Raw genomic sequence first — 19,570 nt, 5'->3', positions numbered from 1 at the left:
CGCTTTCGGCTCCTGCTGGGCAGGCTCCGGCTGCGTGGTGGTGGCGGCTTTCGCCAGGGCCGGCGCCGGGATCGGCAGCAACGCGTACGGTCTCGGGGCGCGCGCCACCACGGGCAGCGGCGGGATGGTGCTGGCGAACCCGCACTTCCCGTGGCAGGGCGCCGAACGCTTCTACCGGATGCACCTCAAGGTGCCCGGACGTTACGACGTCGAGGGGGCGGCGCTGATCGGCGACCCGATCGTCGAGATCGGGCACAACCGGACGCTCGCCTGGAGCCACACCGTCTCCACCGCGCGCCGCTTCGTGTGGCACCGCCTGAGTCTCGTGCCGGGCGACCCCACCTCCTACTACCTCGACGGCCGGCCCCAGCGGATGCGCGCCCGCACGGTCACCGTGCAGGTGCCGGACCCGGCCGGCGGCACCGTCGCGGTCAGCCGGACCCTGTACGACACCCGGTTCGGCCCGGTCGTCGTGGTGCCGGGCACCTTCGACTGGACGCCGACGACCGCGTACGCCGTCACCGACGTCAACGCGACGAACAACCGCGCCTTCGACGGATGGCTGCGGATGGGCCAGGCCAGGGACGTCCGCCAGCTCAAGGCGGTCCTCGACCGGTACCAGTTCCTGCCGTGGGTCAACGTGATCGCGGCCGACGCGCGCGGTGAGGCCCTGTACGCCGACCATTCGGTCGTCCCCCGGGTGACCCACGCGCTCGCGGCCGCGTGCATCCCCGCGGCGTTCCAGCCGCTCTACGCCACCAGCGGCCAGGCCGTCCTGGACGGCTCGCGGTCGGAGTGCGCGCTGGGCGCCGACCCGGACGCCGCGGTGCCGGGCATTCTCGGCCCGGCCAACCTGCCGGTGCGTTTCCGCCACGACTACGTGACCAACTCCAACGACAGCCACTGGCTGGCCAGCCCGGCCGCGCCGCTGGAGGGCTTCCCGCGCATCCTCGGCGCCGAACGCACCGAGCGCAGCCTGCGTACCCGGCTGGGGTTGGACCAGATCGAGCAGCGCCTGGCCGGCACGGACGATCTTCCCGGCCGCGGATTCACCACCGGCCGGCTGTGGCACACCATGTTCGGCAACCGGGTGCACGGCGCCGAGCTGGTGCGCGACGACCTGGTCGCCCTCTGCCGGGCGCAACCCACCGCGACCGCCTCGAACGGCGCGACCGTCGACCTCGGCGCGGCCTGCGCGGCGCTCGCCCGCTGGGACCTGCGGGTCGACCTCGACAGCCGCGGCGCGCACGTGTTCACCGAGTTCGCGCTCGCCGGTGGCATCCGGTTCGCCGACACCTTCGACGTCGCCGATCCGGTGCACACCCCGCGCCGGCTCAACACCGCGGATCCGCGGGTCCGCACCGCGCTCGCGGACGCCGTGCAGCGGCTGGCCGGTATCCGGCCCGACGCGAAGTGGGGCGACATCCACACCGACAGCCGGGGCGAGCGCCGGATCCCGATCCACGGCGGCCGCGGCGAGGCCGGCGTCTTCAACGTGATCACCAACCCGCTCGTGCCGGGCGTGGGCTACCCGAAAGTGGTGCACGGGACGTCGTACGTGATGGCCGTCGAGCTCGGCCCGCACGGTCCGTCGGGCCGGCAGATCCTGACCTACTCGCAGTCGACCGACCCGACCTCACCCTGGTACGCCGACCAGACCCGTCTCTACTCACGGAAGGGCTGGGACACCGTCAAGTACACGGAGGCCCAGATCGCGGCGGATCCGAACCTGCGCACGTACCGGGTGGGTCAGCAGCGACGCTGAGCCGGCGGCCCGCGAGTATCGTGAGGCCTATCAGTTGGCTCATGCCGCCCCGGCCCCCGGCGTGTGCGCCGGGAAGGGGAAGGCTGTGCTGGTGTCAGCACACGGCTCGAATCGGCGAACCTCCCCCACCGCGCCGTCATGACCTCGGCGAACGGCGGCGAGAAAGAGCGCAGGGCACATGTCCGGCGTCTCATCGACCGGCAGCCGGCCGGCCTCGTCCTGCTGCAGCGGATCTGTCTCGCCGCGGTCGAAGCACTGTCGGCCAGCGGATCCGGCATCAGCGTGATGACCGCCGACGGGACCCGTGGGGCGTGCGCGACGTCGGACCCGGTGGCGGAGCGTGTCGAAGAGCTGCAGTTCGTTCTCGGTGAGGGCCCCTGCATCGATGCCTTCGCCGCCCGCCGGCCGGTGCTCGCAGCGGATCTGTCCGACAGCGGCTACCACCGGTGGCCGGTGTACGCTCCCGCTGCCCAGCAGGACGGCATCCGCGCCGTCTTCGCGTTCCCGCTGCAGGTCGGCGCCGCGCGGCTCGGCGTCATGGACGTCTTCCGCGATCGGGTGGGCCCGTTGAGCGGTGCGGAACTGCGGACCGCCCTCACCGTCGCGGAACTCACCGTGGAGGCGCTGCTCGACTTGCAGCAGAACGAGGTTCCGCGTGACGGTGACATCACGGTCCTGGACGTCGGGCGCCGCGCCGAGCTGTTCCAGGCGCAAGGGATGGTCATGATGCAGCTCGGGGTATCCCTCGGCGAGGCTCTCGCACGGATGCGGGCTCACGCCTATGCCGAGAACCGTCGTCTGGAAGACATCGCCCGCGATGTTCTCGAGCGTCGGCTGCGATGGGACGGTAACAACGAATGAGCGGCTGTTGGGTACAGGATCCCCGGGAGGCAGGCCATGAGCAGCGTTTCGGCTGAGCGGCTCGCGACGGTCTTCGTGGAGGCCGCCGACACACTGGTCGACGAGTTCGACCTGCTGGACTTCCTGCACATGCTCACCGACCGGGCCCGGAGCCTGGTCGGCGCGGCCGCCGCCGGGTTGATGCTGGCCGACGAACGAGGGCGGCTGGAGTTCATGGCGGGTTCCGACGAGAACGTCCGCCTGGTCGAGCTGTTCCAGCTGCAGAACGACCAGGGCCCCTGCCTGGAGGCGTTCCGGACCGGGCAGGCGGTGATCAACGTCGACCTCGCGTCGGCGACCGTGCGCTGGCCCCGCTTCGCACCCCGGGCGGCGCAGGCGGGCTTCCGATCCGTGCACGCGTTCCCGCTGCGGCTGCGTAGTCAGGTGATCGGTGCCCTGAACATCTTCGGCAGCTCCACCGGCGGAGATTTCGACCCCGCCGATGTTCCGATCATGCAGGCGCTCGCCGACGTGGCGACCATCGGCCTGATGCAGGAACGCGCGATCCGCCGCAGTGAGGCGCTGACCGAGCAACTGCAGGGAGCCCTGAACAGCCGGATCATCATCGAGCAGGCCAAGGGCGCCCTCGCCCAGGTGCACGGGGTCAGCGTCGATGAGGCTTTCCGCCTGATCCGCGCCTACGCCCGGAACAACAACCGGCGGCTGACCGAGGTGGCGGAGCTGATCGTCACCGATATGTCCGCGCTGCCCGACCTGATGCAGCCCTGACCGTCATTCCCACAGCGGGTCGCCGACCGGGCGGCGGAACAGGGCGGCGAACTCCAGCTCGGCGTAGCCGGGCCCGAGCCGTTCGCCCTGCGCCGGCGGATCGATGCCGGCGTCCGCGACCCGCCGCCGGGCAATGCCCGTGATCCATGCGGTGACGTCGAGATCCGCCTCGAGGTGGCAGCCCGCCAGCCACCACACCTCGAGGTAACTGGCCGCGAGAATCTCGTTGCGGCCGTGTCCGGGCGGGATCTCGGCCAGCACGGCACGGACCGCCGCCGAGGTCCGGTCGACAAGGGCGAGGAAGGCGGGCACGCTGCCGCGCGAGACAGCGTCGAGCAACACCACCTCGCTCGAGCCGTCGCCGATGACGGTAACAGGTGACGGTTGAAACGGGCCGCGGGCAGACGCTCTCATCAGTGCTCCAGTGCAACGCCGAACGGGGTTGCCGCCGAGGTCTGGAGCGACACGCGAGTCCTCGCGAACGCTGACGCTACGGCATCACCGTGGCCGAGAGCAGTGTTCTCCTCCGTTAGGGGAAGGCGGCCGGCGTCAACGTCGCCGGTCTGCGCGCAGCGGGGCGCCCACCTCGTGCAGGTGACGCAACGCCTGCCGGTACGACTCGACCAGCGTCGTCTCCTCGTATCGGATGCCCACCTGAGCGCAGTACGCCTGGACGATCGGCCGGGCCCTGCGCAGGTTCGGGGCGGGCATCGCGGGGAACAGGTGATGCTCGATCTGATGGTTCAGCCCGCCCAGCGCCATGTCGATCAGCCGGCCGCCGGTGACGTTGCGCGACGTCAGCACCTGCTTGCGCAGGTAGTCCTCGTCGCCGGTCGGATGCGGCATCCCCTTGTGGTTCGGCGCGAAGGTCATCCCGAGATACACCCCGAACACCGCCTGATGCACGACGAAGAACGCGAGCGCCTGCAGCGGGGACAGCACCACGAGCAGGACGCTCAGGTAGGCCACCACGTGCAGCGCCATCAAGGCGGCTTCCCGCCCGCGATGCCTCATGCCGGGGCGCCGGAGCGCCTTGATGCTGGAGATCCGCAGATCGATGCTGAGCAGCGTCAGCAGGGGGAAGAACAACCCCGCCTGGTGGCGACTGACGAAGCCCTTCAGCCCACGCCGGCCCAGCGCCGACTCGGTGGCCCAGATCAGCAACTCCGGCTGCACGTCCGGATCGAGATCATCATGGTTGGGGTTGTTGTGATGCCGGGTGTGCTTGTCCACCCACCACCCGTAACTCATCCCGATCCCGACGTTGCCCATCAGCCGGCCCACCAGTTCGCTGGTTCCGCGCGTCCGGAAGACCTGTCGGTGGGCGACGTCGTGCGCGAGCAGCGCCACCTGCGCGAACGTGACACCCATGAGCCCGGCGACGGCCGGCTGCCACCACGACGAGCCGACCAGGAAGACGGTTGCCCACGCTGCCGCGAACATCACGCCCACGACAGTCATCCGTACGGCGTAGTAGGCCGGCCGCCGCTCGAGCAGGCCCGCGTCGGTGATGCGCCGGTTCAGTGCGGCGAAGTCACTGCCGGCGGTCCTCGGCCGCTCCGTCGCGGACGTCATGGGCAGCGTGGTGCGGGCGTGCCGGCAACAGGACTGGGGACGCTCATCGCGCGACTCCCTCGCAACGGGCTCCCCGGGCACGGAACCACCGTGTGGGAGAGCGGAAGCTGATGACGAAGGCTGCGGGAGTCTGGACAGCCGGTGCACGGGAAATACCCAGGCCGCACACCCGGCAAACGGTGTCAGGGGGCGTACGGTGGAGTGACACCCCGGCTTCTCGACGTCTCCCGACGAGCGCACCGCGCCCGCCTCTTGATGGCGCGGACGTCGCCGACAGGAAGGCCGACCGATGAACCGGACCGCCGACGCCGCACGACTGCGGCTGAACTCCCAACCCTCCGGGACCACCATCCTCGACGGGGCCTGGTGGCCCCACTCCACCGACGTGACCACCGAGATCCCGGCCCTGGTGACAGCCCTGTCCGATCGCCGCGGTGAGATCACGCACGTGCTGCTGAATCCCGCCGAATGGGACCTGCCGCATCCCCCGCGGGCCGCCGCGGGCCGTTCGGCGACACGGCTCGGCTGGTACGTCTCCCAGCCGGCCGGGCTGATCACCGTGCTGAGCGATTACGGACGCGACCGCTTCGACCTGCTGGTCATCCCGCCGGACGCGAGCCGGGGATCGGCCGACACCGCCCTGACCGCCGCGGCCGACGCCGACGACAAACGCCACGCGCCCGAGCTGCTCGCCGATATCGAACGCGTCACCTGACCGGCCCCGCCGCTATCCGTCCGAGTCGCCGGTCACGGTCGCCCAGACCACCTTGCCCCCCAGCGCCGGCATCGCTCCCCACCCGACGGCGGCGGCGTGAACCAGGCCCAGGCCACGTCCGCGCTCGGCGAGCGAGGTCGGTGAGCTGTCAGGCACCGACCCGCTCAGGCGCGGATAGCGGATGTCGAGGTCCCGGACGGCCAGATGCAGATCGCGGCCGCGCCGGAACACGGTGGCCACGAATTCGGTGCCGGCGTGTTCGACCGCGTTGCTGGCCAGCTCGGACATGATCAGTGCGGCATCGTGTCGCAGATCGGGCAGTTCCCAGGCCTGACACACCTGCGCGACCAGCTCACGAGCCGTCCGCACGGAGGCCGGATGCGGCGCCAGGCGAATCTGCCGCCAGTGTCTGCGCCACAGCCTGCCGACGATCGCGATGCGGGCTTCCGCCATCGTGGCGAACAGTAGGGTCGGGTCCATCTCGTGATGGCGCAACCGGTAGTCCAGCATCGTCGCCGAGGGCGCACACAGCGCCAGGTGTACCGGTGCCGATCTGGTCCGCGCCGTCCGCTGTGCCGCCAACCAGTACCGCAGGCTGACCCCGTGCAGATCGCCGACCTCGTGCAGATCGATGATGAGCGCCTCGGACGGCCCGGCCAGGCACAGCCGCAAGCCGGCGGTGACCTGATCGCCGAGCTGTCGTGACCACTGGCCGTACACCTTCATCTCGACCACGGTGCTGCTCGCATCAGCGACGACCCCCACCGACACCCCGCGACCGTCGGTCCCCGTCGTCATGAGATACGGCGGCTGAAGCGGCCGTATCCGTTCGCGCCGTTCCACGTCCTCACCGCCCGCCGAAGCCGCGCGCGTTGTTCTGATGCGTCGGCACATCAGCGGATCGGCAGGTCAGTCCCGCAGACTTCGAACTACGGTGCGTCACGACAGTCACGACTACTCCAGGGGCACCCGGCTGGAACGGTGCGCTACCGAGGTCTGGAGCAGCGAGCGACGATGAGGCCACACCGCCGCGAGGCCAACGCTATACCGCCCGGACGCAGAGCGCGGTGCCGTCCCCCGTTCGGCACTCCGGCTCGGCCTGCCCGGCCTACGGTTGACGCGCCTACGTGCTGGCGGGAGCGGTTCTCGCGGACCTCGCGCTCGGCGATCATGTGCTGACCGAACCCGGCCGTGGCGGGGCGACTGTCGTCAACAGCGTCGTCGTCGCGACCGCCGTCATCCCGCAGCAGTGACGCCGAGCAGCGCCTCGGCCTTCGCCTTGAGCAGCGGCACCGAGGCCGCGTCCGAGGTGTCCAGCAGAGTCCGGAGAAGCGCGGCGGCGCCCGGCGAGTCACCGCCGGCCAGCAGCGCTTCGGCCAGGCGCAGATTCGCGATGAACACCCCGCGCGGGTCACCGGCCTCGACCATGCGCCGCAGGGCCTCGCGCGCGTCGGTGATGGCGGCGGGTACGTCGCCGCGCTCGCGTTCCAGCCGGCTGTGGTGCACGAGCAGCCAGCCGACCCCGTGGGCGTTTGTCGACCGCGTCGGTCACCGCACGCGCCTGCGCGTACGTCGAGTCGGCGAGTTTCAGCTCGCCGAGTGAGATCGCGCAGTCCAGTTTGCGGACCAGCAGGGCGCGGTGACTGTCGGTGTTCCAGAGCGTCTCCGCGTGCGCCAGCGCCCGGTCCAGCAGAGGCACGGCCTCGGCCGGGCGGTCCTGCAGGACCAGCGTGTCGGCGTGGGTACGCAGCGCCAGCACGATGTCGTTCGGGTCGCCGGTGGCGTCCGCGATCTCGGTGGCCTCCCGCGCGTGCGCGAGCGCCGGCCGCCCCTGGAACATCCGGGCGAACGCCAGACCGGTGAGGCTGTGCACCAGCTCGTGCCGCAGGTCGAGGCGGCGGAACACGGCCGACGCCTCCTCGAACTCCGCGGCGGCCTCGTCGAGGCTGAGGGACAGCAGCACATCCGCCCGGCTGCTTGCCTGCCGGCTGGCGACCCGCTCGTCCCCGGCCGCGCGGGCGGCGTCGCGGACGGTCGCGCGGACCCGGACGATCTGCTCGTACCCGCCGCGGATCGACAGCGGCGGAATGATCATGTCCGCCAGCAGCGCCGCCCTGGCGTAGTCGCCCAGCCGGCACGCCTGCGTGACCGCGTACACAGCTGGCCGCGCTCGGCCTGCAGCCAGGCGCCCGGGTCGGCGGTCAGGCCGGCGACGTCGACCGGCCCGGCGGTGATGCCCTCCGGCAGCGGGTCGGGCGGCAGCCCATCTTTGCGGAGCACCCGCGGATGCACGCTGTGCGCCAGGACGACGTACGTGTCCAGCAGCCGGCGATGCGCGGCCCGGACCGCCGCCTCGTCCTCGCCGCCGGCCAGCTCACGGGCGAAGAGCGCGACCAGGTCGTGCGGCCGGTACCGCAACTGGCCGGTCGGGTCGAGGCCGGCCGGCTCCAGCAGCCCGGCGGCCATGAGCTGCTCGACGGCACGCTCGCCGTCACCGCCGTCGAGGACCGCGCCGAGCGTCCATGCGGCGAACGACTCGCCGGAGAGCAGACCCATCCGGCGCAGCGCCAGCTGGACGGGCCCGGCCAGCCCGCGATAGCCGACCGCCAGCTCCGAGCGGACCGCCAGCTCCCCCACGGCCAGTTCGTCGAGGCGCCGGTGCTCGTCCTGCAGCCGGTCGGCCAGCACCCTCAGCCGCAGGGTGGGCCGGGGCTGGAGTTTCGCGCCGATGATGCGCACCGCCAGCGGGAGGCGGCCGCACAGGTCCACGAGTTCCTCCGCGGCCGGCCGCTCGCCGGCGACGCGGTGCGGATCGAGGATCTGAGCGAGCAGCGAGATCCCCTCCGCGACGGAGAACGGCTGCAGGCGGTGGCGACCGGCGGCCGGGATCTCGTCCAGTGACCGCCTGCTGGTGATCAGTACGGCGGAACCCGCCGTACCGGGCAGCAGCGGCGCCACCTGCCCGGCGCCGGCGGCGTCGTCCAGCACGATCAGGATCCGGCGGTCGGCCACCCGCGCCCGGAACGTCGCCGCCCGCGCCTGCACCGAGTGCGGCTGGGCGTCCGGGCGCAACCCGAGCGCGTACAGCAGCTCACTGAGAACCTCCGCGACGTCCCTGGGCGCCGGGCCACCGCCGCCCAGGTTGACGTAGAGCTGGCCGTCCGGGAACCGGTCCCGGACGCGGTGCGCGACGTGCACGGCGAGCGCGGACTTGCCCACACCGGCCACCCCGCTCACCACCACGATGGGTACGGTCGCCGGCGCACCGCCGCTGGTCAGCAGGCCGGCGATCCCGGCCACCTGCTCGACGCGGCCGACGAAGTCGCCGATCGCCGGCGGCAGCTGGCACAGCGCCGTGGAACCCGGTGCCGCGCCGCCGTCCACCGTCTCCCCGAGCAGGATCGCCTGGTGCACGGCCCGCAGCTCGGGTCCGGGATCCACACCCAGCTCGGTACGCAGCAGCGCCGCGACGTCGCGGTAGACCTTCAGCGCCTCCGCCTGCCGTCCCGACCGGTAGAGCGCACGCATCAGGTGGGTGCGCAGCCCCTCCTGGAACGGGTACGCCGCGGCGAGTGCCCGCAGCTCCTCGACCACCGCCTGGTCGTGCCCGAGCTCCAGCTCCAGGTCGAACCGGCGCACGGCCGCCTCGAGGTACCGCTCCTGCACCTGCGGCACCTCCTCGCGGTGCAGTGCCGCCGAGTCGACGTCGACCAGGATCGGACCGCGCCACAGCGCGGTCGCCGCCCGCAGCGCCTCGAGCGCGGCGGCCCGGTCGTCGCGGTCCAGCGCTGTCCGCGCGGCCCGCAGGCGCTCGTCGAACTCCTGCAGGTCGCAGGAGCGCGCCGGCAGGTCGATGAGGTACCCGCCGGTGCGCATGTGGATGGCGGCGTCGGCGCCCAGCAGCCGGCGCAGCCGCGCGACATAGGTCTGCAGGGCCGCTCGCGCCTCCGCCGGCGGCTCGTGCTCCCACAACCGGTCGACCAGGACGCTGACCGGCACGACCCGGCCGGCGCGCAGCAGCAGCGACGCGAGGATGATCCGCAGCTTCGCCGCTGAGATGACGACGGGCGCGCCGTTGCGCTGTACTTCCAGGTTTCCCAGAACGCGGAAATGGATGACCGCCGCCACTGGCTCCCCTTGTGCGGTAGATGCAGCGATACAAAGTACCTGCCGGGCGCCACCGGCGGTCTCAGCGGCGCAGGGTGAACCGGAAGGCGCAGCCGTCGCCGGCCGGCCCGGGTGAGGCGAGGGTGAGCTCACCGCCGTGCGCCAGCGCCACCTGGTTGGCGATCGGCAGGCCCAGCCCGGTGCCGGCGACGTCGGTCCGGCTGCGCCAGAAACGCCGGAAGACGCCCTCCTGCTCGCCGGGTGGGATGCCGGCGCCGTGGTCGGTCACCACCACGGCGACCTCGTGCTCCCCCACCTCGACGCTGATCTGCACCGCGGTGCCGGCCGGCGCGTACCGCACGGCGTTGTCGACCAGGTTCGTCACCGCCCGCCGCACGGTCGGTTCGTCGAAGGCGCACTCGGCCGTCTCCGGGCCGGTGACGGCCAGGTCGATCCGGCGGGACGCGGCGAGCACCCCGACGTCGCCGGCCACCGCACGGACCACGGCCATCAGGTCGGCCGGGCGCCGCGCGATCGTGCGTGCCCGGCCCCGGGCGTCCACCAGCAGTTCGTCGATGGTCGCCTGGAGACGGGCGGCCGCCGTCGCGGTGTTGCGCAGTCCGCGCCGGTACACCTCCAGCGACGGGTTCGGATGGGCGAGCAGGACCTCGGCGTTGGCCATCAGCACGGCCAGCGGCGTACGCAGCTCGTGACTGGTCTCCTCGATCAGCCGGCGCTGGGTCTCGGCCGCCTGCTCCAGGCGGCCGAGCATCGCGTCGATGCTCGACGCGAGCCGCACGACCTCGCTCGGGCCGCGGTCGAGCCCGACGCGCCGGGTCAGATCGGCCGCCTCGATCCGCTCGGCGACGGCCCGGACCCGGTCGATGTCGCGCACCGCCCGCCCGGCCAGGCCCCAGGCGAGCGCGGCGGCCACCGGCGCGAGCGCGAGCACCGTCACGAGCACCCAGCCGGACCGGTGCCCGGAGGTGCTGGTGACCAGCTCGCCACCGCCGGACGACTCGGCCTCGACGTCGCTCACCAGGACCACACCGAACAGCAGCAGTACGGGCACGTAGATGGCCAGGAAACCCAGCACCGCGAACCGCGTGCGCAGCGACCGCCAGACCGGGAGCCTCACGGCGCCAGCAACCGGTAGCCGGCGTTGGTGACCGTGACGATCAGCGCCGGCTCGCCGAGCTTGCGCCGCAGCCGGCTGAGGATCACCCGCACCGACGAGGTGAACGGGTTGGCGTGGGCGTCCCAGACGTGTTCGAGCAGCGTCTCGGCCGGCAGGACCTCGCCCGGGTGGTGCATGAAGTAGCGCAGCAGCGAGTACTCCCGCGCGGTGAGGTCGAGCAGCGTCGTCGCCCGCCAGGCCCGGTGGGTGGCGAGATCCAGCGTCAGCTCACCCACCCGCAGGGTCGATCCGGCGCTGTCCTCGCGGCGGCTCAGCGCCCGCAGCCGCGCCAGCAGCTCGGCGAAGTGGAACGGCTTGACCAGGTAGTCGTCCGCGCCGGCGTCGAGCCCGGCGACGCGGTCGGCCACCGCGTCGCGGGCGGTCAGCACCAGGTGGCGCCGGGGCCTGCGCAGGGACGGATCGGCGGCGGCACGCCGCACCAGAGCAAGGCCGTCACCGTCCGGCAGGCCCAGATCGAGGCACACCACGTCGTACGTCGTGGTGGCGAGCAGTTCCTCGGCGGCCGCACAGGTTCCGGCGACGTCCACCGCGTACGCCTCGTTGCGCAGGCCCAGCGCGACCACCTCGGCCAGGTCGGGGTCGTCCTCGACGAGCAGCACTCGCACCGTGTGCTCCCTTCCGTGTTCAGCGCCGCCGGGCGGTGGCCGTTCCGGCCGGCCCGGAGACGGTCAGCTTGCCGCCGGTGAAGTCGAGAGTCACGTCCGGGCCGGTTCCGGCCGGATCGTCGGGGCGGTATCCGCCGGCCCCGCTCGGCACCAGCGTCAGCGCCGGCGGCTCGGTCGGCAGTTCCGCCCCCTCGATGGTGCTGTGCTCGCCGACCGCGTACCAGCCGAGCCGCGGACCGTCGCGAGTGGTCACCGTGACATAGGTGCGCATCTCGCCGTCGGCGACGACCGTGCCGCCGGCGGCGACCGCGGTGATCGGTCCGTGTTCGGCTTCCACGGCTTCGCGCTCCTCGCGGCCCTCCCGGGTCCGGCCGGCGAGCACGGCGAGCACGCGTTTCTCGTGCGCCCGCAGGTCGCCGGTGGAGAAGCGGCCGCGTGGCGGGAACAGCGCCGCCACCGCGTCCGCGCCGAGGGCCGCGATCCTGGGCCGGTCGCCGGCGACGGTCACCTCGAACGATCCCCCGGTCTCCAGCCGATATTTCCCGGCGGCTGCGGCCGGGTCGCCGCCGGCGGCCGGCGTGGTCGGCGTCGGCAGCGGGTTGCCGGCCACCAGGGCCGGCACCGTCGCGGCCAGCAGTTCCTCGGCGGTGAGCGCCGGCCGGTCGGAGGACAGGACGATCACCTGCTCCCGCTCGGGGATCCACACGACCGCCGTGTTGTGGCCGGTGTCGCCACCTCCGCCGGCGATGGCCACGATCGGCTTGCCGTACACCGAGGCGTCGAAGGCCACCCAGCCGCCCAGCGTGTGCGACCGGCCCTCCCCCACCGGGTGCCCCGGCTCGCCGGCGAGCCGGGTCGGCTCCGGGGCGAGCAGCGCGCCGCGGAACAGCGCGTGGGTCCAGGTGGCGAGCTCCCTGACGGTCATCGTCAGCGAGCCGTTGCCCTCCGTCGCCCAGTACGTGCCGGGCGGGCCGAAGTAGCCGGACGGCCGGCCCCGGGCCGGCGTGAGGACGTGCGCGAGGGTGTAGTCGCGGTACGACATACCCGACACCGTGTCGACCACGACCGCCAGCAGCGTGTACCCGGCGTTGGAGTACGCGTCGTCCGTGCCGGGCGGGAACGCCAGCGGGAGCCGGTTGATCGCGGCGATCGCGCCGGCCCGGTCGAGAGGCCGGTCATCGGGGCCGACCGACCCGCCGATCCCACTGGTGTGCAGCAGCACCTGGCGTACCGTCGCCTCGGCCACCGGCCCGGTGATCGCCGGCACCAGCCTGCCGACCCGGTCGTCGAGCGACAGCTTCCCGCTCTCGGCGAGCTGGAGGATCGCGGTGGCGGTGACCGCCTTGCTGACCGACCCGATGCTGTGGACCGTGTCGGCGGTGTTGCGGGCGCCGGTGGCGTCGTCGGCCGTGCCGTAGCCGGCGAGGCAGTCGAAGCGGCCACCGGTCGACACGGCGACCGCGCCGCTGAACCCGGCCCGGGCCCACGCGCCGAACGCCGCAGCCAGCTTCTCGTCACACGGCGGCTTCTCGCCGGCGGTGCAGGCCGCCGTCCCGGCCAGCATCGCGGCGATCACCAGGGCCGCCGTCCTTCCTCTTCTCCTGCCGCTTCTCATGCCGCTTGTCATTCCGCGAGGCTAGGAACGAGGCTGCGAACGGGATGTGAACGAGAAGGCGTGAGCGCGACGTCAGCGGCGCGCAAGCGGCCGCACCTATGTTCGGCGTCGGTGTTGCCCGCCCGGCAGAGAGGCGACCGCTGTGCCCGATCCCGCCATCACCCCGTTCCGCATCGCGATACCGCAAGTGGACGTCGACGACCTGGCCGGCCGGCTGGCCCGCACCCGCTGGGCCGAGGAGCTGCCCGAGAAGGAGGTCATCGCCGGCGGCGCCGGCGCACCCGTCCCACCGGGATGGGAGTACGGGGTCCCGGGCGCCTACGTCCGCGACCTTGTCGAACGCTGGCGCACCTCGTTCGACTGGCGAGCCCGCGAGGCCGAGCTGAACCGGTTCCCCCAGTTCACCACCGAGATCGACGGGCAGCGCATCCACTTCGTGCACGTGCGCTCCGCCCGCCCGGACGCCGTCCCGCTCATCCTCACGCACGGGTGGCCCAACAGCTTCGTGGAATACCTGGGACTCGTGGGCCCGCTGACCGAGGACTTCCACCTGGTCATCCCGTCGCTGCCGGGATTCACCTTCTCCGGGCCCACCCGCGAGCACGGCTGGAGCGCGTGGCGGACCGCCGCCGCGTGGGCGGAGCTGATGCGCCGGCTGGGCTACGACCGCTACGGCGCACTCGGCAACGACGCCGGGGCGATCGTCTCGCCGCTGCTGGGTGAGCTGGACCGCGAGCACGTCATCGGCGTGCACGTCACGCAGATCTTCTCCTTCCCGCGCGGCGACGCCGGCGAGTTCGACGGGCTCACCGGCGAGGAGTTCGGCGCGCTCAAGTTCGGCCAGGCGTTCGCCGAGCACGCCATCCACGACCGGTCCCAGCAGGCGCAACCGCAGACCCTGGCGCACGCGCTGGCCGACTCACCGGCGGGGCAGCTGGCCTGGACCGGTCAGCTGTTCGGCACCGCGCTCAGCCCCGACGACATCCTGACCAACGCGTCGCTGTACTGGTTCACCAACACGGCCGCCTCGGCCGCCCGCTTCTACTACGAGAACCGCCGGGCCGCGCAGGCCGCCGACCCGGCCGGACCCACTACTGTGCCGATCGGGCTCGCCGCCTTCGCCTCCGACTTCCGCGCCGTGCGCCGATTCGCCGAGCGCGACCACCACAACATCGTCGCCTGGAACACCTACGACCGCGGCGGGCACTGGGCCACGCACGACGCTCCCGACCTGCTCGCCGACGACATCCGCCGGTTCTTCGCGGCGCTCGCCTGAAAGGAAACACCCGTGACCTTCTCCGTACTCACCACCGCCCTCGAGGCGCTGCGCCAGGTCACCACGGTGGCCGCCGGCACCGACCGGCTCGACGCGCCGACCCCGTGTTCGGAGTGGACCGTGGCGCAGGTGCTCTACCACGCCGCGGGCGACCAGCACGCCTGGGCGTCCACGGTCGGATCCGCCGCCCTGCCGTCCTACAACCCCTTCGATCCGCCGCACCGGCTTGACGCCGGCGTGCAGGACACGATCGCCAAGGCGATCGAGGCGGCCGCCGGCGCCTGGGCCGGCGTCGACCCGGCAGCGTCATCGGTACGCACACCGCTGCCACCCGTGCCGGAGATGACGCCCGCGCTGGCGGCCGCCGCCTGCGCCCTGGACGCCGCCGTCCACGCCTGGGACGTCGCGGTGGCCACCGGCCAGCCGACACCGCTGACCGCCGCCCTGGCCGAGCAGCTGCTGCCGGCCGCCCGGGCGACGGCCGAACCGTTGCGCGGCTTCGCTTACGCCCCCGCCCTGCCCGAGGAGGCCGGCGACGACCCGGCGGCCACCCTGCTGCGTTACCTCGGGCGCGATCCGCACTGGACACCGGACGGCAACTGACCGGCAGCGCCGGGCCTCGTCCCGAACGGCCGGCCGCGCTCGCGTTCATCGCCGGCGCGCCCGGCCGGCCTCCCTCCCTCCCCCCTCCGAACCGATTGCAATATGCCACCGGTTAGCTTACGGTGACGGTATCCGCAGCCGAATGGAGGAGGTCACGATGCGCGACTTCACACCGCCCCTTGCGGACGGGAAGGTGCTCTGGCACTTCAGCATGTCCCTCGACGGATTCATCGCCGGGCCGGGCCACTCGATGGACTGGCTGGAGGGGCTGTCCGACCAGCCGGGGCTCATCGAGCCGTATGTGGAGACCCTCGGCGCCGTGATCGCCGGCCGCGACGGCTTCGACGCCTTCGGCCACGGAAAACCCTACGGCGACTGGGACGGGCCGGTCTTCGTGCTCACCCACCACCCCGAGGACGCCGCTCCCGCGCCCGGCTTCACATTCCTGAACTGCGACGCCGCCGAGGCGGTGCGGATCGCGCGCAAGGCCGCCGCCGGCAAGAACATCGAGGTGCACTCGGCCTCGATCGGCCGGCAGCTGCTCGAGTTGGGCCTCATCGACGAGATCGACCTGCACATCGCGCCGGTGCTGCTCGGCGACGGGATCCGGCTTTACGACAAGCCCGGCGGCAGGCCGATCCGGCTGCACGCCACGCTGCAGGACGACCCGCTGGCGGAACTCAACGTCCGTTACCGGCCGCTCCCCGCCACCCTCACGGAGCCGGCGGTGGCGTGAAGACACCGAACCGGTTGCCGTCCGGGTCGCTGAGGTAGGCCGCGGCCAGCCCCGTCTCCGTGGTGAGCGGCCCGAGGTCGACCCGCCCACCCAGCTCCACCACCCGCTCGCAGGTCGCGGCGACGTCATCGACCAGGATCACGAAGATGGCATAGCCGGGGACCTGACCACCGGTGTTCAGCAGCCCACCCGACACGGGATGACCGGCGCCGGTGCTGATGTCGCGATAGTCGAAACCGGCCGACGTGCCGGCCGCGAACCGCCAGCCGAACAACCGGCCGTAGAACTCCTGCGCCTGATCGGGGTGGGCCGAGCCGATCTCGAACCACCCGATCGAACCGGCCATCGTCGCGCTGGTCGTCTCCCGCATGTCGCACCTCCGCCGAAGGATTCGTTGCCGGCAGCATGCCCCCGGGGTACGACAAGAACGCTCGGGTCAGTGCGGGGCCACCCGGAAGACGGGCCAGCCGATCTCGGTGCGCCAGGCCGCCGCATCCGGCGTGTCGCGGGGGCCGACCAGGTAGTGCTCCCGCACCGGCCCGGCCACCGCGAGCGCGTTGGCCACCACCCACGCGCCGAGCTCGCCGTAGGTGACGTCGATGTCGTCGTGCTCCCCGGCGTGCGTGGTGACGGCCAGCTCGACGGCCGGCAGCTCCACCGGGTGCACCCGGCCCCGGTGCGGTGGCTCCGCCGCCGGCCGGTAGACGAGCACGTGCCCGCGGCCCTTCTCGAACAGCGCGTTGTCGTACAGCCCGCCCGGGACGCCGGCCGGCTCCCCGAGGAAGGCGTCCAGCTCGGCCATGGCGCCGGCGTACCAGGCGACGACGTCATCGTGGTCGACGTCGTCCTCGATCGCGGCCACCGTGGTGGCCGGGACCGCGCGCAGCTCGACCTCGAGCGCGGTCGGCTCCGGCTGCAGCAGCCGGCGCAGCGACGCCACGGCCGCGCGGGTGCGGTCCAGCTCCGCCTCGAGCCGGCGCAGGTGGTTCGCGACCAGGGTGCCGCGCGCATCGGGGTCCGGCGAGCGCAGGATGCGCCGCACCTCCGGCAGCGGGACGTCGAGCTCGCGCAGCCGGTGGATGATCTGCGCCACCGGGATCTGGTCGGCGCGGTAGTAGCGGTAGCCGGTCGCGTCGTCCACGGCGGCGGGCTCCAACAGGCCCGCCTCGTGGTATCGGCGCAGCGTGCGCACGCTCAGATGGGTCAGCCGCGAGAACTCGCCGATCGCCAGCATGCCTGAAGTGTGCACCCTCCCCCTGCGGGAGAGTTTTCGGCTTGACCCGTCCGGCGGGAGAGGCGGCACCGTCGAGCCATGACCACACCGACCAGCATCCAGCCCAGCCAGCTCCCCGCCGTGATCCGCGGCTACCTGACCGCGCACGCCGCCCGCGACGCCGAGGCCGCCCTGCGCGCCTTCGCCCCGGCCGCGGTGGTCACCGATGAGGGCCGCTCCTTCCGCGGGACCGGCGAGATCCTCGGCTTCCTGCGCGACGCCGGCGCGGAGTTCAGCTACACGACCGAGCTCATCGGCGCCCAGCGCCTCGACGACACACACTGGGTGGCCACCAACCGCCTGGAGGGCGACTTCCCCGGCAGTGTCGCCGAGCTGAACTACCGCTTCACACTCGACGGCGACCTGATCACCGAGCTGGTCATCGCGCCGTGACCGCCGGCTCCCACACGAAGCCGTCCGGGTCGGTCATCGGCGCGGCGGCGCCGCCGAACACGACCCGGTGGGACCCGGTGCCGTCCTCGCCGACCCCGGCGGCCTTGGCCAGGGCCTTTCTCTTCAACAGCGACAACTTCACCGTGCCGGCCGCAGCCGCGAACTCGACATACTTGCTCCCGAAGCTGCGGCCGACGGTGAAGCCGCTCGCGACGTAGAAGCGTTTGGCGGCGGCCACGTCGGCCACCCCGAGCTGGATCACCACGTCGTCGATCTGCCGGGTGGCCGGGCCGGTGTCCTTCTTCGACTGCGACGCGACCGTCACGATCGTCCCGTCCGGGGCGCGCACGGAACCGCCGTAGCCGAACAGGGACTTCTCGGCCGGCTTCAGCGTGGTGGCGCCGGCGGCGACCGCCGCGTCGACGAGCGCCCGGACGTCCGCCGGCTGGGAGACGATCAGCGACAGGGTGAACCCGCGGAAGCCGCTGGTCGGCTCCTCGCCGGCCCGGACGCGTACCCAGGCGCCCAGGCCGAGGACGTCGGTGTAGAAGACCTTGGCGGCCGTGGGGTCGGCGACCTCGAGGGTGATGTGGTCGATGCTGGTCATGACGGGTTCCTTTCGCAGGTCTGGAGAAGGCCGAGGACGTTGCCGCTGGGGTCCTCGACGACGGCGGCCCGTTGCCCGGCGCCGACGTCCTTGACGTCCTGACGGGTGCGCCAGCCCGCCGCCACCGCCGCGCGCAGGCTCGCGGTGACGTCGGCGACGTGGCAGTAGCCGACCGGACCGGTCATCCCGTGGTGGTGTCCGTGCGGGTCCAGGCCGATCTCCTGGTCCCCGACCCGGAAACCGACGTAGTACGGCTCGTCCGCGTAGGGCTCCACGCCCAGGACGGTGCCGTACAGCGCCTTGGCGGCGGCCAGGTCCCGTACCGGAACGATGATCGTCTTGATGGACATGGGGAAAGCCTGCCGCCGGCCGGGCCCGGCCGGCATCCGTGCCGAGCACGGAGAACACCACGGAGAAAGAGCCCCGAGACGTACGGGACAATGCCCGCGTGTCGAAGCAGCCAGCCGCAGCGGGGATCTCGCCCCGTGAGGCCGAGATCCTGGCCCTGGTCGGGGAGCACCGCAGCAACGCCGAGATCGGCGCCCAGCTGTTCATCTCGGTGCGCACCGTGGAGACCCACGTGTCGTCGCTGCTGCGCAAGCTCGGCGCGGCGGACCGCCGGGCGCTCGCCGGCCTCGCCACCGCACTCACCCGGCCGTCGCAGGCGCCGGTCGCCCTGCCGGCGCCCCTGAGCCCGTTCATCGGCCGCGCCCGGGAACGCGACGAGCTGCGCGCCGCCGTCGCCGCGCACCGCCAGGTCACCGCGGTCGGTCCCGGCGGGGTGGGCAAGACCCGGCTGGTGCTGGCCGTCGCCGCCGACCTGGCCGGCGCCTTCCCGGACGGGGTGTGGTTCGTCGACCTGGTGCCGGTCACCGACCCGGGCATGGTGGCGGCGGCGGTCGCGGCCGCGCTCGGCCTCGGCGAGCAGCAGGGCCGCGGCATCGACGATTCGGTGCCGGCCGCCCTCGCCGACCGGCGCGCCCTGCTGGTGCTGGACAACTGTGAGCATCTCGCCGACGGGGTGGCGCCGTTCGCCGAGCGGCTGCTGGCGCGCTGCCCGCAGGTGAGCGTGCTGGCGACCAGCCGGGCCCGGCTCATGGTGCCGTTCGAGTGGGTCTACCACGTTCCGCCGCTGTCGCTGGACGGCGAGTCGGACGCGGTCGCCCTGTTCCGCGACCGGGCCGCGGCCGTGGGCGGGACCGTCGAGGCAGCGCAGGCCGATCAGGTCGCCGACCTGTGCCGGAAACTGGACGGCGTGGCGCTGGCGATCGAGCTGGCCGCCGCGCGCCTGCCCACGCTCGGGCTCGACGGGCTGCTCGCCGGCCTCGCCGACCACCTGCGGCTGCTCGTCGGCGGCTACCGGGCCGACGACCGGCACCGCTCGGTGCGGGCGATGCTCGACTGGAGCCAGGCGCTGCTCACCGGCGACGACCTGGCCCTGCTGCGCCGGGTCGCGGTGTTCGTCGCGCCGTT

At 72.8% G+C, this 19,570-nt stretch carries 23 protein-coding genes; 10 read left to right on the top strand and 13 right to left on the bottom strand.

All coding sequences use genetic code 11. The annotated features are described in order from the left end of the window. The 3 genes from AB0F81_RS42800 to AB0F81_RS42790 all read left to right on the top strand — a co-directional run. Positions 1–1,765: acylase (locus AB0F81_RS42800; protein ID WP_360208243.1), on the top strand; the 1,765-nt coding region annotated here is incomplete at its 5' end. Between the two features lie 63 nt (positions 1,766–1,828). Then, positions 1,829–2,626 carry a GAF and ANTAR domain-containing protein gene (locus AB0F81_RS42795; protein ID WP_360208240.1) on the top strand — a complete coding sequence of 266 codons (798 nt, stop codon included), beginning with the start codon at positions 1,829–1,831 and terminating at the stop codon, positions 2,624–2,626. Between the two features lie 36 nt (positions 2,627–2,662). Further along, positions 2,663–3,394, top strand: a complete 732-nt coding sequence (locus tag AB0F81_RS42790; RefSeq protein WP_360208237.1) for a GAF and ANTAR domain-containing protein — start codon at positions 2,663–2,665, stop codon at positions 3,392–3,394. 3 nt (positions 3,395–3,397) lie between these two features. On the opposite strand, the gene AB0F81_RS42785 is transcribed toward AB0F81_RS42790, so the two are convergent. Together AB0F81_RS42785 and AB0F81_RS42780 are read right to left on the bottom strand one after the other, a co-directional pair. Next, the gene (locus AB0F81_RS42785) at positions 3,398–3,808 is read right to left on the bottom strand and encodes a hypothetical protein (protein WP_360208235.1); all 411 of its coding nucleotides are present in this window, start codon (positions 3,806–3,808) and stop codon (positions 3,398–3,400) included. A gap of 135 nt (positions 3,809–3,943) precedes the next feature. Continuing rightward, the gene (locus AB0F81_RS42780) at positions 3,944–4,969 is read right to left on the bottom strand and encodes an acyl-CoA desaturase (protein ID WP_360208233.1); all 1,026 of its coding nucleotides are present in this window, start codon (positions 4,967–4,969) and stop codon (positions 3,944–3,946) included. A 289-nt stretch (positions 4,970–5,258) separates the two neighbouring features. Here AB0F81_RS42780 and AB0F81_RS42775 point away from each other — a divergent pair, with 289 nt between their 5' ends. Beyond that, complete coding sequence (locus AB0F81_RS42775; RefSeq protein ID WP_360208230.1) at positions 5,259–5,684, top strand: DUF5994 family protein; 426 nt, start codon at positions 5,259–5,261, stop codon at positions 5,682–5,684. A 12-nt stretch (positions 5,685–5,696) separates the two neighbouring features. On the opposite strand, the gene AB0F81_RS42770 is transcribed toward AB0F81_RS42775, so the two are convergent. Continuing rightward, positions 5,697–6,527, bottom strand: a complete 831-nt coding sequence (locus AB0F81_RS42770; RefSeq protein ID WP_360208228.1) for an ATP-binding protein — start codon at positions 6,525–6,527, stop codon at positions 5,697–5,699. Between the two features lie 284 nt (positions 6,528–6,811). Between AB0F81_RS42770 and AB0F81_RS42765 the strand changes: the two genes are divergently transcribed. Next, positions 6,812–6,937, top strand: coding sequence for a hypothetical protein (locus AB0F81_RS42765; RefSeq protein WP_360208225.1), 126 nt, complete (start codon positions 6,812–6,814; stop codon positions 6,935–6,937). Here the strand turns inward: AB0F81_RS42765 and AB0F81_RS42760 are convergent. From AB0F81_RS42760 to AB0F81_RS42735, 6 genes are all read right to left on the bottom strand, one after another. After that, on the bottom strand, positions 6,921–7,112 hold the full coding sequence (locus AB0F81_RS42760; protein ID WP_360208222.1) for a hypothetical protein: 192 nt from the start codon (positions 7,110–7,112) through the stop codon (positions 6,921–6,923). The two genes, AB0F81_RS42765 and AB0F81_RS42760, sit on opposite strands and share 17 nt — an antisense overlap. After that, positions 7,096–7,779, bottom strand: a complete 684-nt coding sequence (locus tag AB0F81_RS42755; protein WP_360208219.1) for a tetratricopeptide repeat protein — start codon at positions 7,777–7,779, stop codon at positions 7,096–7,098. The genes AB0F81_RS42760 and AB0F81_RS42755 overlap by 17 nt, the downstream gene beginning before the upstream one ends. Then, entirely contained in the window at positions 7,776–9,812 is a 2,037-nt protein-coding gene (locus tag AB0F81_RS42750; RefSeq protein ID WP_360208216.1) for a BTAD domain-containing putative transcriptional regulator, read from the bottom strand. The genes AB0F81_RS42755 and AB0F81_RS42750 overlap by 4 nt, the downstream gene beginning before the upstream one ends. A gap of 61 nt (positions 9,813–9,873) precedes the next feature. Beyond that, complete coding sequence (locus AB0F81_RS42745; protein WP_360208213.1) at positions 9,874–10,929, bottom strand: HAMP domain-containing sensor histidine kinase; 1,056 nt, start codon at positions 10,927–10,929, stop codon at positions 9,874–9,876. Beyond that, entirely contained in the window at positions 10,926–11,594 is a 669-nt protein-coding gene (locus AB0F81_RS42740) for a response regulator transcription factor (protein WP_360208211.1), read from the bottom strand. Before AB0F81_RS42740 ends, AB0F81_RS42745 begins: the two co-directional genes overlap by 4 nt. 19 nt (positions 11,595–11,613) lie before the next feature. Next, the gene (locus AB0F81_RS42735) at positions 11,614–13,209 is read right to left on the bottom strand and encodes a serine hydrolase domain-containing protein (protein ID WP_360208208.1); all 1,596 of its coding nucleotides are present in this window, start codon (positions 13,207–13,209) and stop codon (positions 11,614–11,616) included. A gap of 142 nt (positions 13,210–13,351) precedes the next feature. Between AB0F81_RS42735 and AB0F81_RS42730 the strand changes: the two genes are divergently transcribed. The 3 genes from AB0F81_RS42730 to AB0F81_RS42720 all read left to right on the top strand — a co-directional run bounded on the left by AB0F81_RS42730 (position 13,352) and on the right by AB0F81_RS42720 (position 15,824). Beyond that, the gene (locus AB0F81_RS42730; protein ID WP_360208206.1) at positions 13,352–14,485 is read left to right on the top strand and encodes an epoxide hydrolase family protein; all 1,134 of its coding nucleotides are present in this window, start codon (positions 13,352–13,354) and stop codon (positions 14,483–14,485) included. A gap of 12 nt (positions 14,486–14,497) precedes the next feature. Further along, positions 14,498–15,088: a TIGR03086 family metal-binding protein gene (locus AB0F81_RS42725; protein ID WP_360208203.1), complete on the top strand. Its 591-nt coding sequence runs from the start codon at positions 14,498–14,500 to the stop codon at positions 15,086–15,088. A gap of 157 nt (positions 15,089–15,245) precedes the next feature. Then, on the top strand, positions 15,246–15,824 hold the full coding sequence (locus AB0F81_RS42720; protein WP_360208201.1) for a dihydrofolate reductase family protein: 579 nt from the start codon (positions 15,246–15,248) through the stop codon (positions 15,822–15,824). Here AB0F81_RS42720 and AB0F81_RS42715 read toward each other — a convergent pair. Further along, a complete protein-coding gene (locus tag AB0F81_RS42715; RefSeq protein ID WP_360208199.1) occupies positions 15,802–16,194 on the bottom strand; it encodes a VOC family protein in 393 nt (130 codons plus the stop codon). The two genes, AB0F81_RS42720 and AB0F81_RS42715, sit on opposite strands and share 23 nt — an antisense overlap. Before the next feature lie 66 nt (positions 16,195–16,260). Then, complete coding sequence (locus AB0F81_RS42710) at positions 16,261–17,058, bottom strand: MerR family transcriptional regulator (protein WP_360208195.1); 798 nt, start codon at positions 17,056–17,058, stop codon at positions 16,261–16,263. Positions 17,059–17,136: 78 nt separating this feature from the next. On the opposite strand from AB0F81_RS42710, the gene AB0F81_RS42705 reads away from it, so the two are divergent. After that, positions 17,137–17,490, top strand: coding sequence for a DUF4440 domain-containing protein (locus tag AB0F81_RS42705; RefSeq protein ID WP_360208192.1), 354 nt, complete (start codon positions 17,137–17,139; stop codon positions 17,488–17,490). Here AB0F81_RS42705 and AB0F81_RS42700 read toward each other — a convergent pair. Both AB0F81_RS42700 and AB0F81_RS42695 read right to left on the bottom strand, forming a co-directional pair. Next, complete coding sequence (locus tag AB0F81_RS42700) at positions 17,477–18,097, bottom strand: glyoxalase (protein ID WP_360208189.1); 621 nt, start codon at positions 18,095–18,097, stop codon at positions 17,477–17,479. The two genes, AB0F81_RS42705 and AB0F81_RS42700, sit on opposite strands and share 14 nt — an antisense overlap. Continuing rightward, positions 18,094–18,447 (bottom strand): VOC family protein, encoded by a 354-nt coding sequence (locus tag AB0F81_RS42695; protein WP_360208186.1) that lies wholly within the window; start codon positions 18,445–18,447, stop codon positions 18,094–18,096. Before AB0F81_RS42695 ends, AB0F81_RS42700 begins: the two co-directional genes overlap by 4 nt. A gap of 98 nt (positions 18,448–18,545) precedes the next feature. On the opposite strand from AB0F81_RS42695, the gene AB0F81_RS42690 reads away from it, so the two are divergent. Continuing rightward, positions 18,546–19,570 (top strand): LuxR C-terminal-related transcriptional regulator (locus tag AB0F81_RS42690; protein ID WP_360208183.1); only part of this gene is annotated, 1,025 nt, incomplete at its 3' end.

Origin of the sequence: Actinoplanes sp. NPDC024001 (assembly GCF_040638955.1) — a bacterium.
GTDB lineage: Bacteria > Actinomycetota > Actinomycetes > Mycobacteriales > Micromonosporaceae > Actinoplanes.
This window is presented reverse-complemented; position numbering and strand designations above follow the sequence as displayed.

Coding starts and splice junctions, on each gene's coding strand:
- AB0F81_RS42790 (WP_360208237.1), top strand. CDS start 2,663: ATGAGCAGCGTTTCGGCTGAGCGGCTCGCGACGGTCTTCGTGGAGGCC.
- AB0F81_RS42785 (WP_360208235.1), bottom strand. CDS start 3,808: ATGAGAGCGTCTGCCCGCGGCCCGTTTCAACCGTCACCTGTTACCGTC.
- AB0F81_RS42780 (WP_360208233.1), bottom strand. CDS start 4,969: ATGACGTCCGCGACGGAGCGGCCGAGGACCGCCGGCAGTGACTTCGCC.
- AB0F81_RS42775 (WP_360208230.1), top strand. CDS start 5,259: ATGAACCGGACCGCCGACGCCGCACGACTGCGGCTGAACTCCCAACCC.
- AB0F81_RS42760 (WP_360208222.1), bottom strand. CDS start 7,112: ATGGTCGAGGCCGGTGACCCGCGCGGGGTGTTCATCGCGAATCTGCGC.
- AB0F81_RS42755 (WP_360208219.1), bottom strand. CDS start 7,779: ATGATCATTCCGCCGCTGTCGATCCGCGGCGGGTACGAGCAGATCGTC.
- AB0F81_RS42735 (WP_360208208.1), bottom strand. CDS start 13,209: ATGAGAAGCGGCAGGAGAAGAGGAAGGACGGCGGCCCTGGTGATCGCC.
- AB0F81_RS42720 (WP_360208201.1), top strand. CDS start 15,246: ATGCGCGACTTCACACCGCCCCTTGCGGACGGGAAGGTGCTCTGGCAC.
- AB0F81_RS42715 (WP_360208199.1), bottom strand. CDS start 16,194: ATGCGGGAGACGACCAGCGCGACGATGGCCGGTTCGATCGGGTGGTTC.
- AB0F81_RS42710 (WP_360208195.1), bottom strand. CDS start 17,058: ATGCTGGCGATCGGCGAGTTCTCGCGGCTGACCCATCTGAGCGTGCGC.
- AB0F81_RS42705 (WP_360208192.1), top strand. CDS start 17,137: ATGACCACACCGACCAGCATCCAGCCCAGCCAGCTCCCCGCCGTGATC.
- AB0F81_RS42700 (WP_360208189.1), bottom strand. CDS start 18,097: ATGACCAGCATCGACCACATCACCCTCGAGGTCGCCGACCCCACGGCC.
- AB0F81_RS42695 (WP_360208186.1), bottom strand. CDS start 18,447: ATGTCCATCAAGACGATCATCGTTCCGGTACGGGACCTGGCCGCCGCC.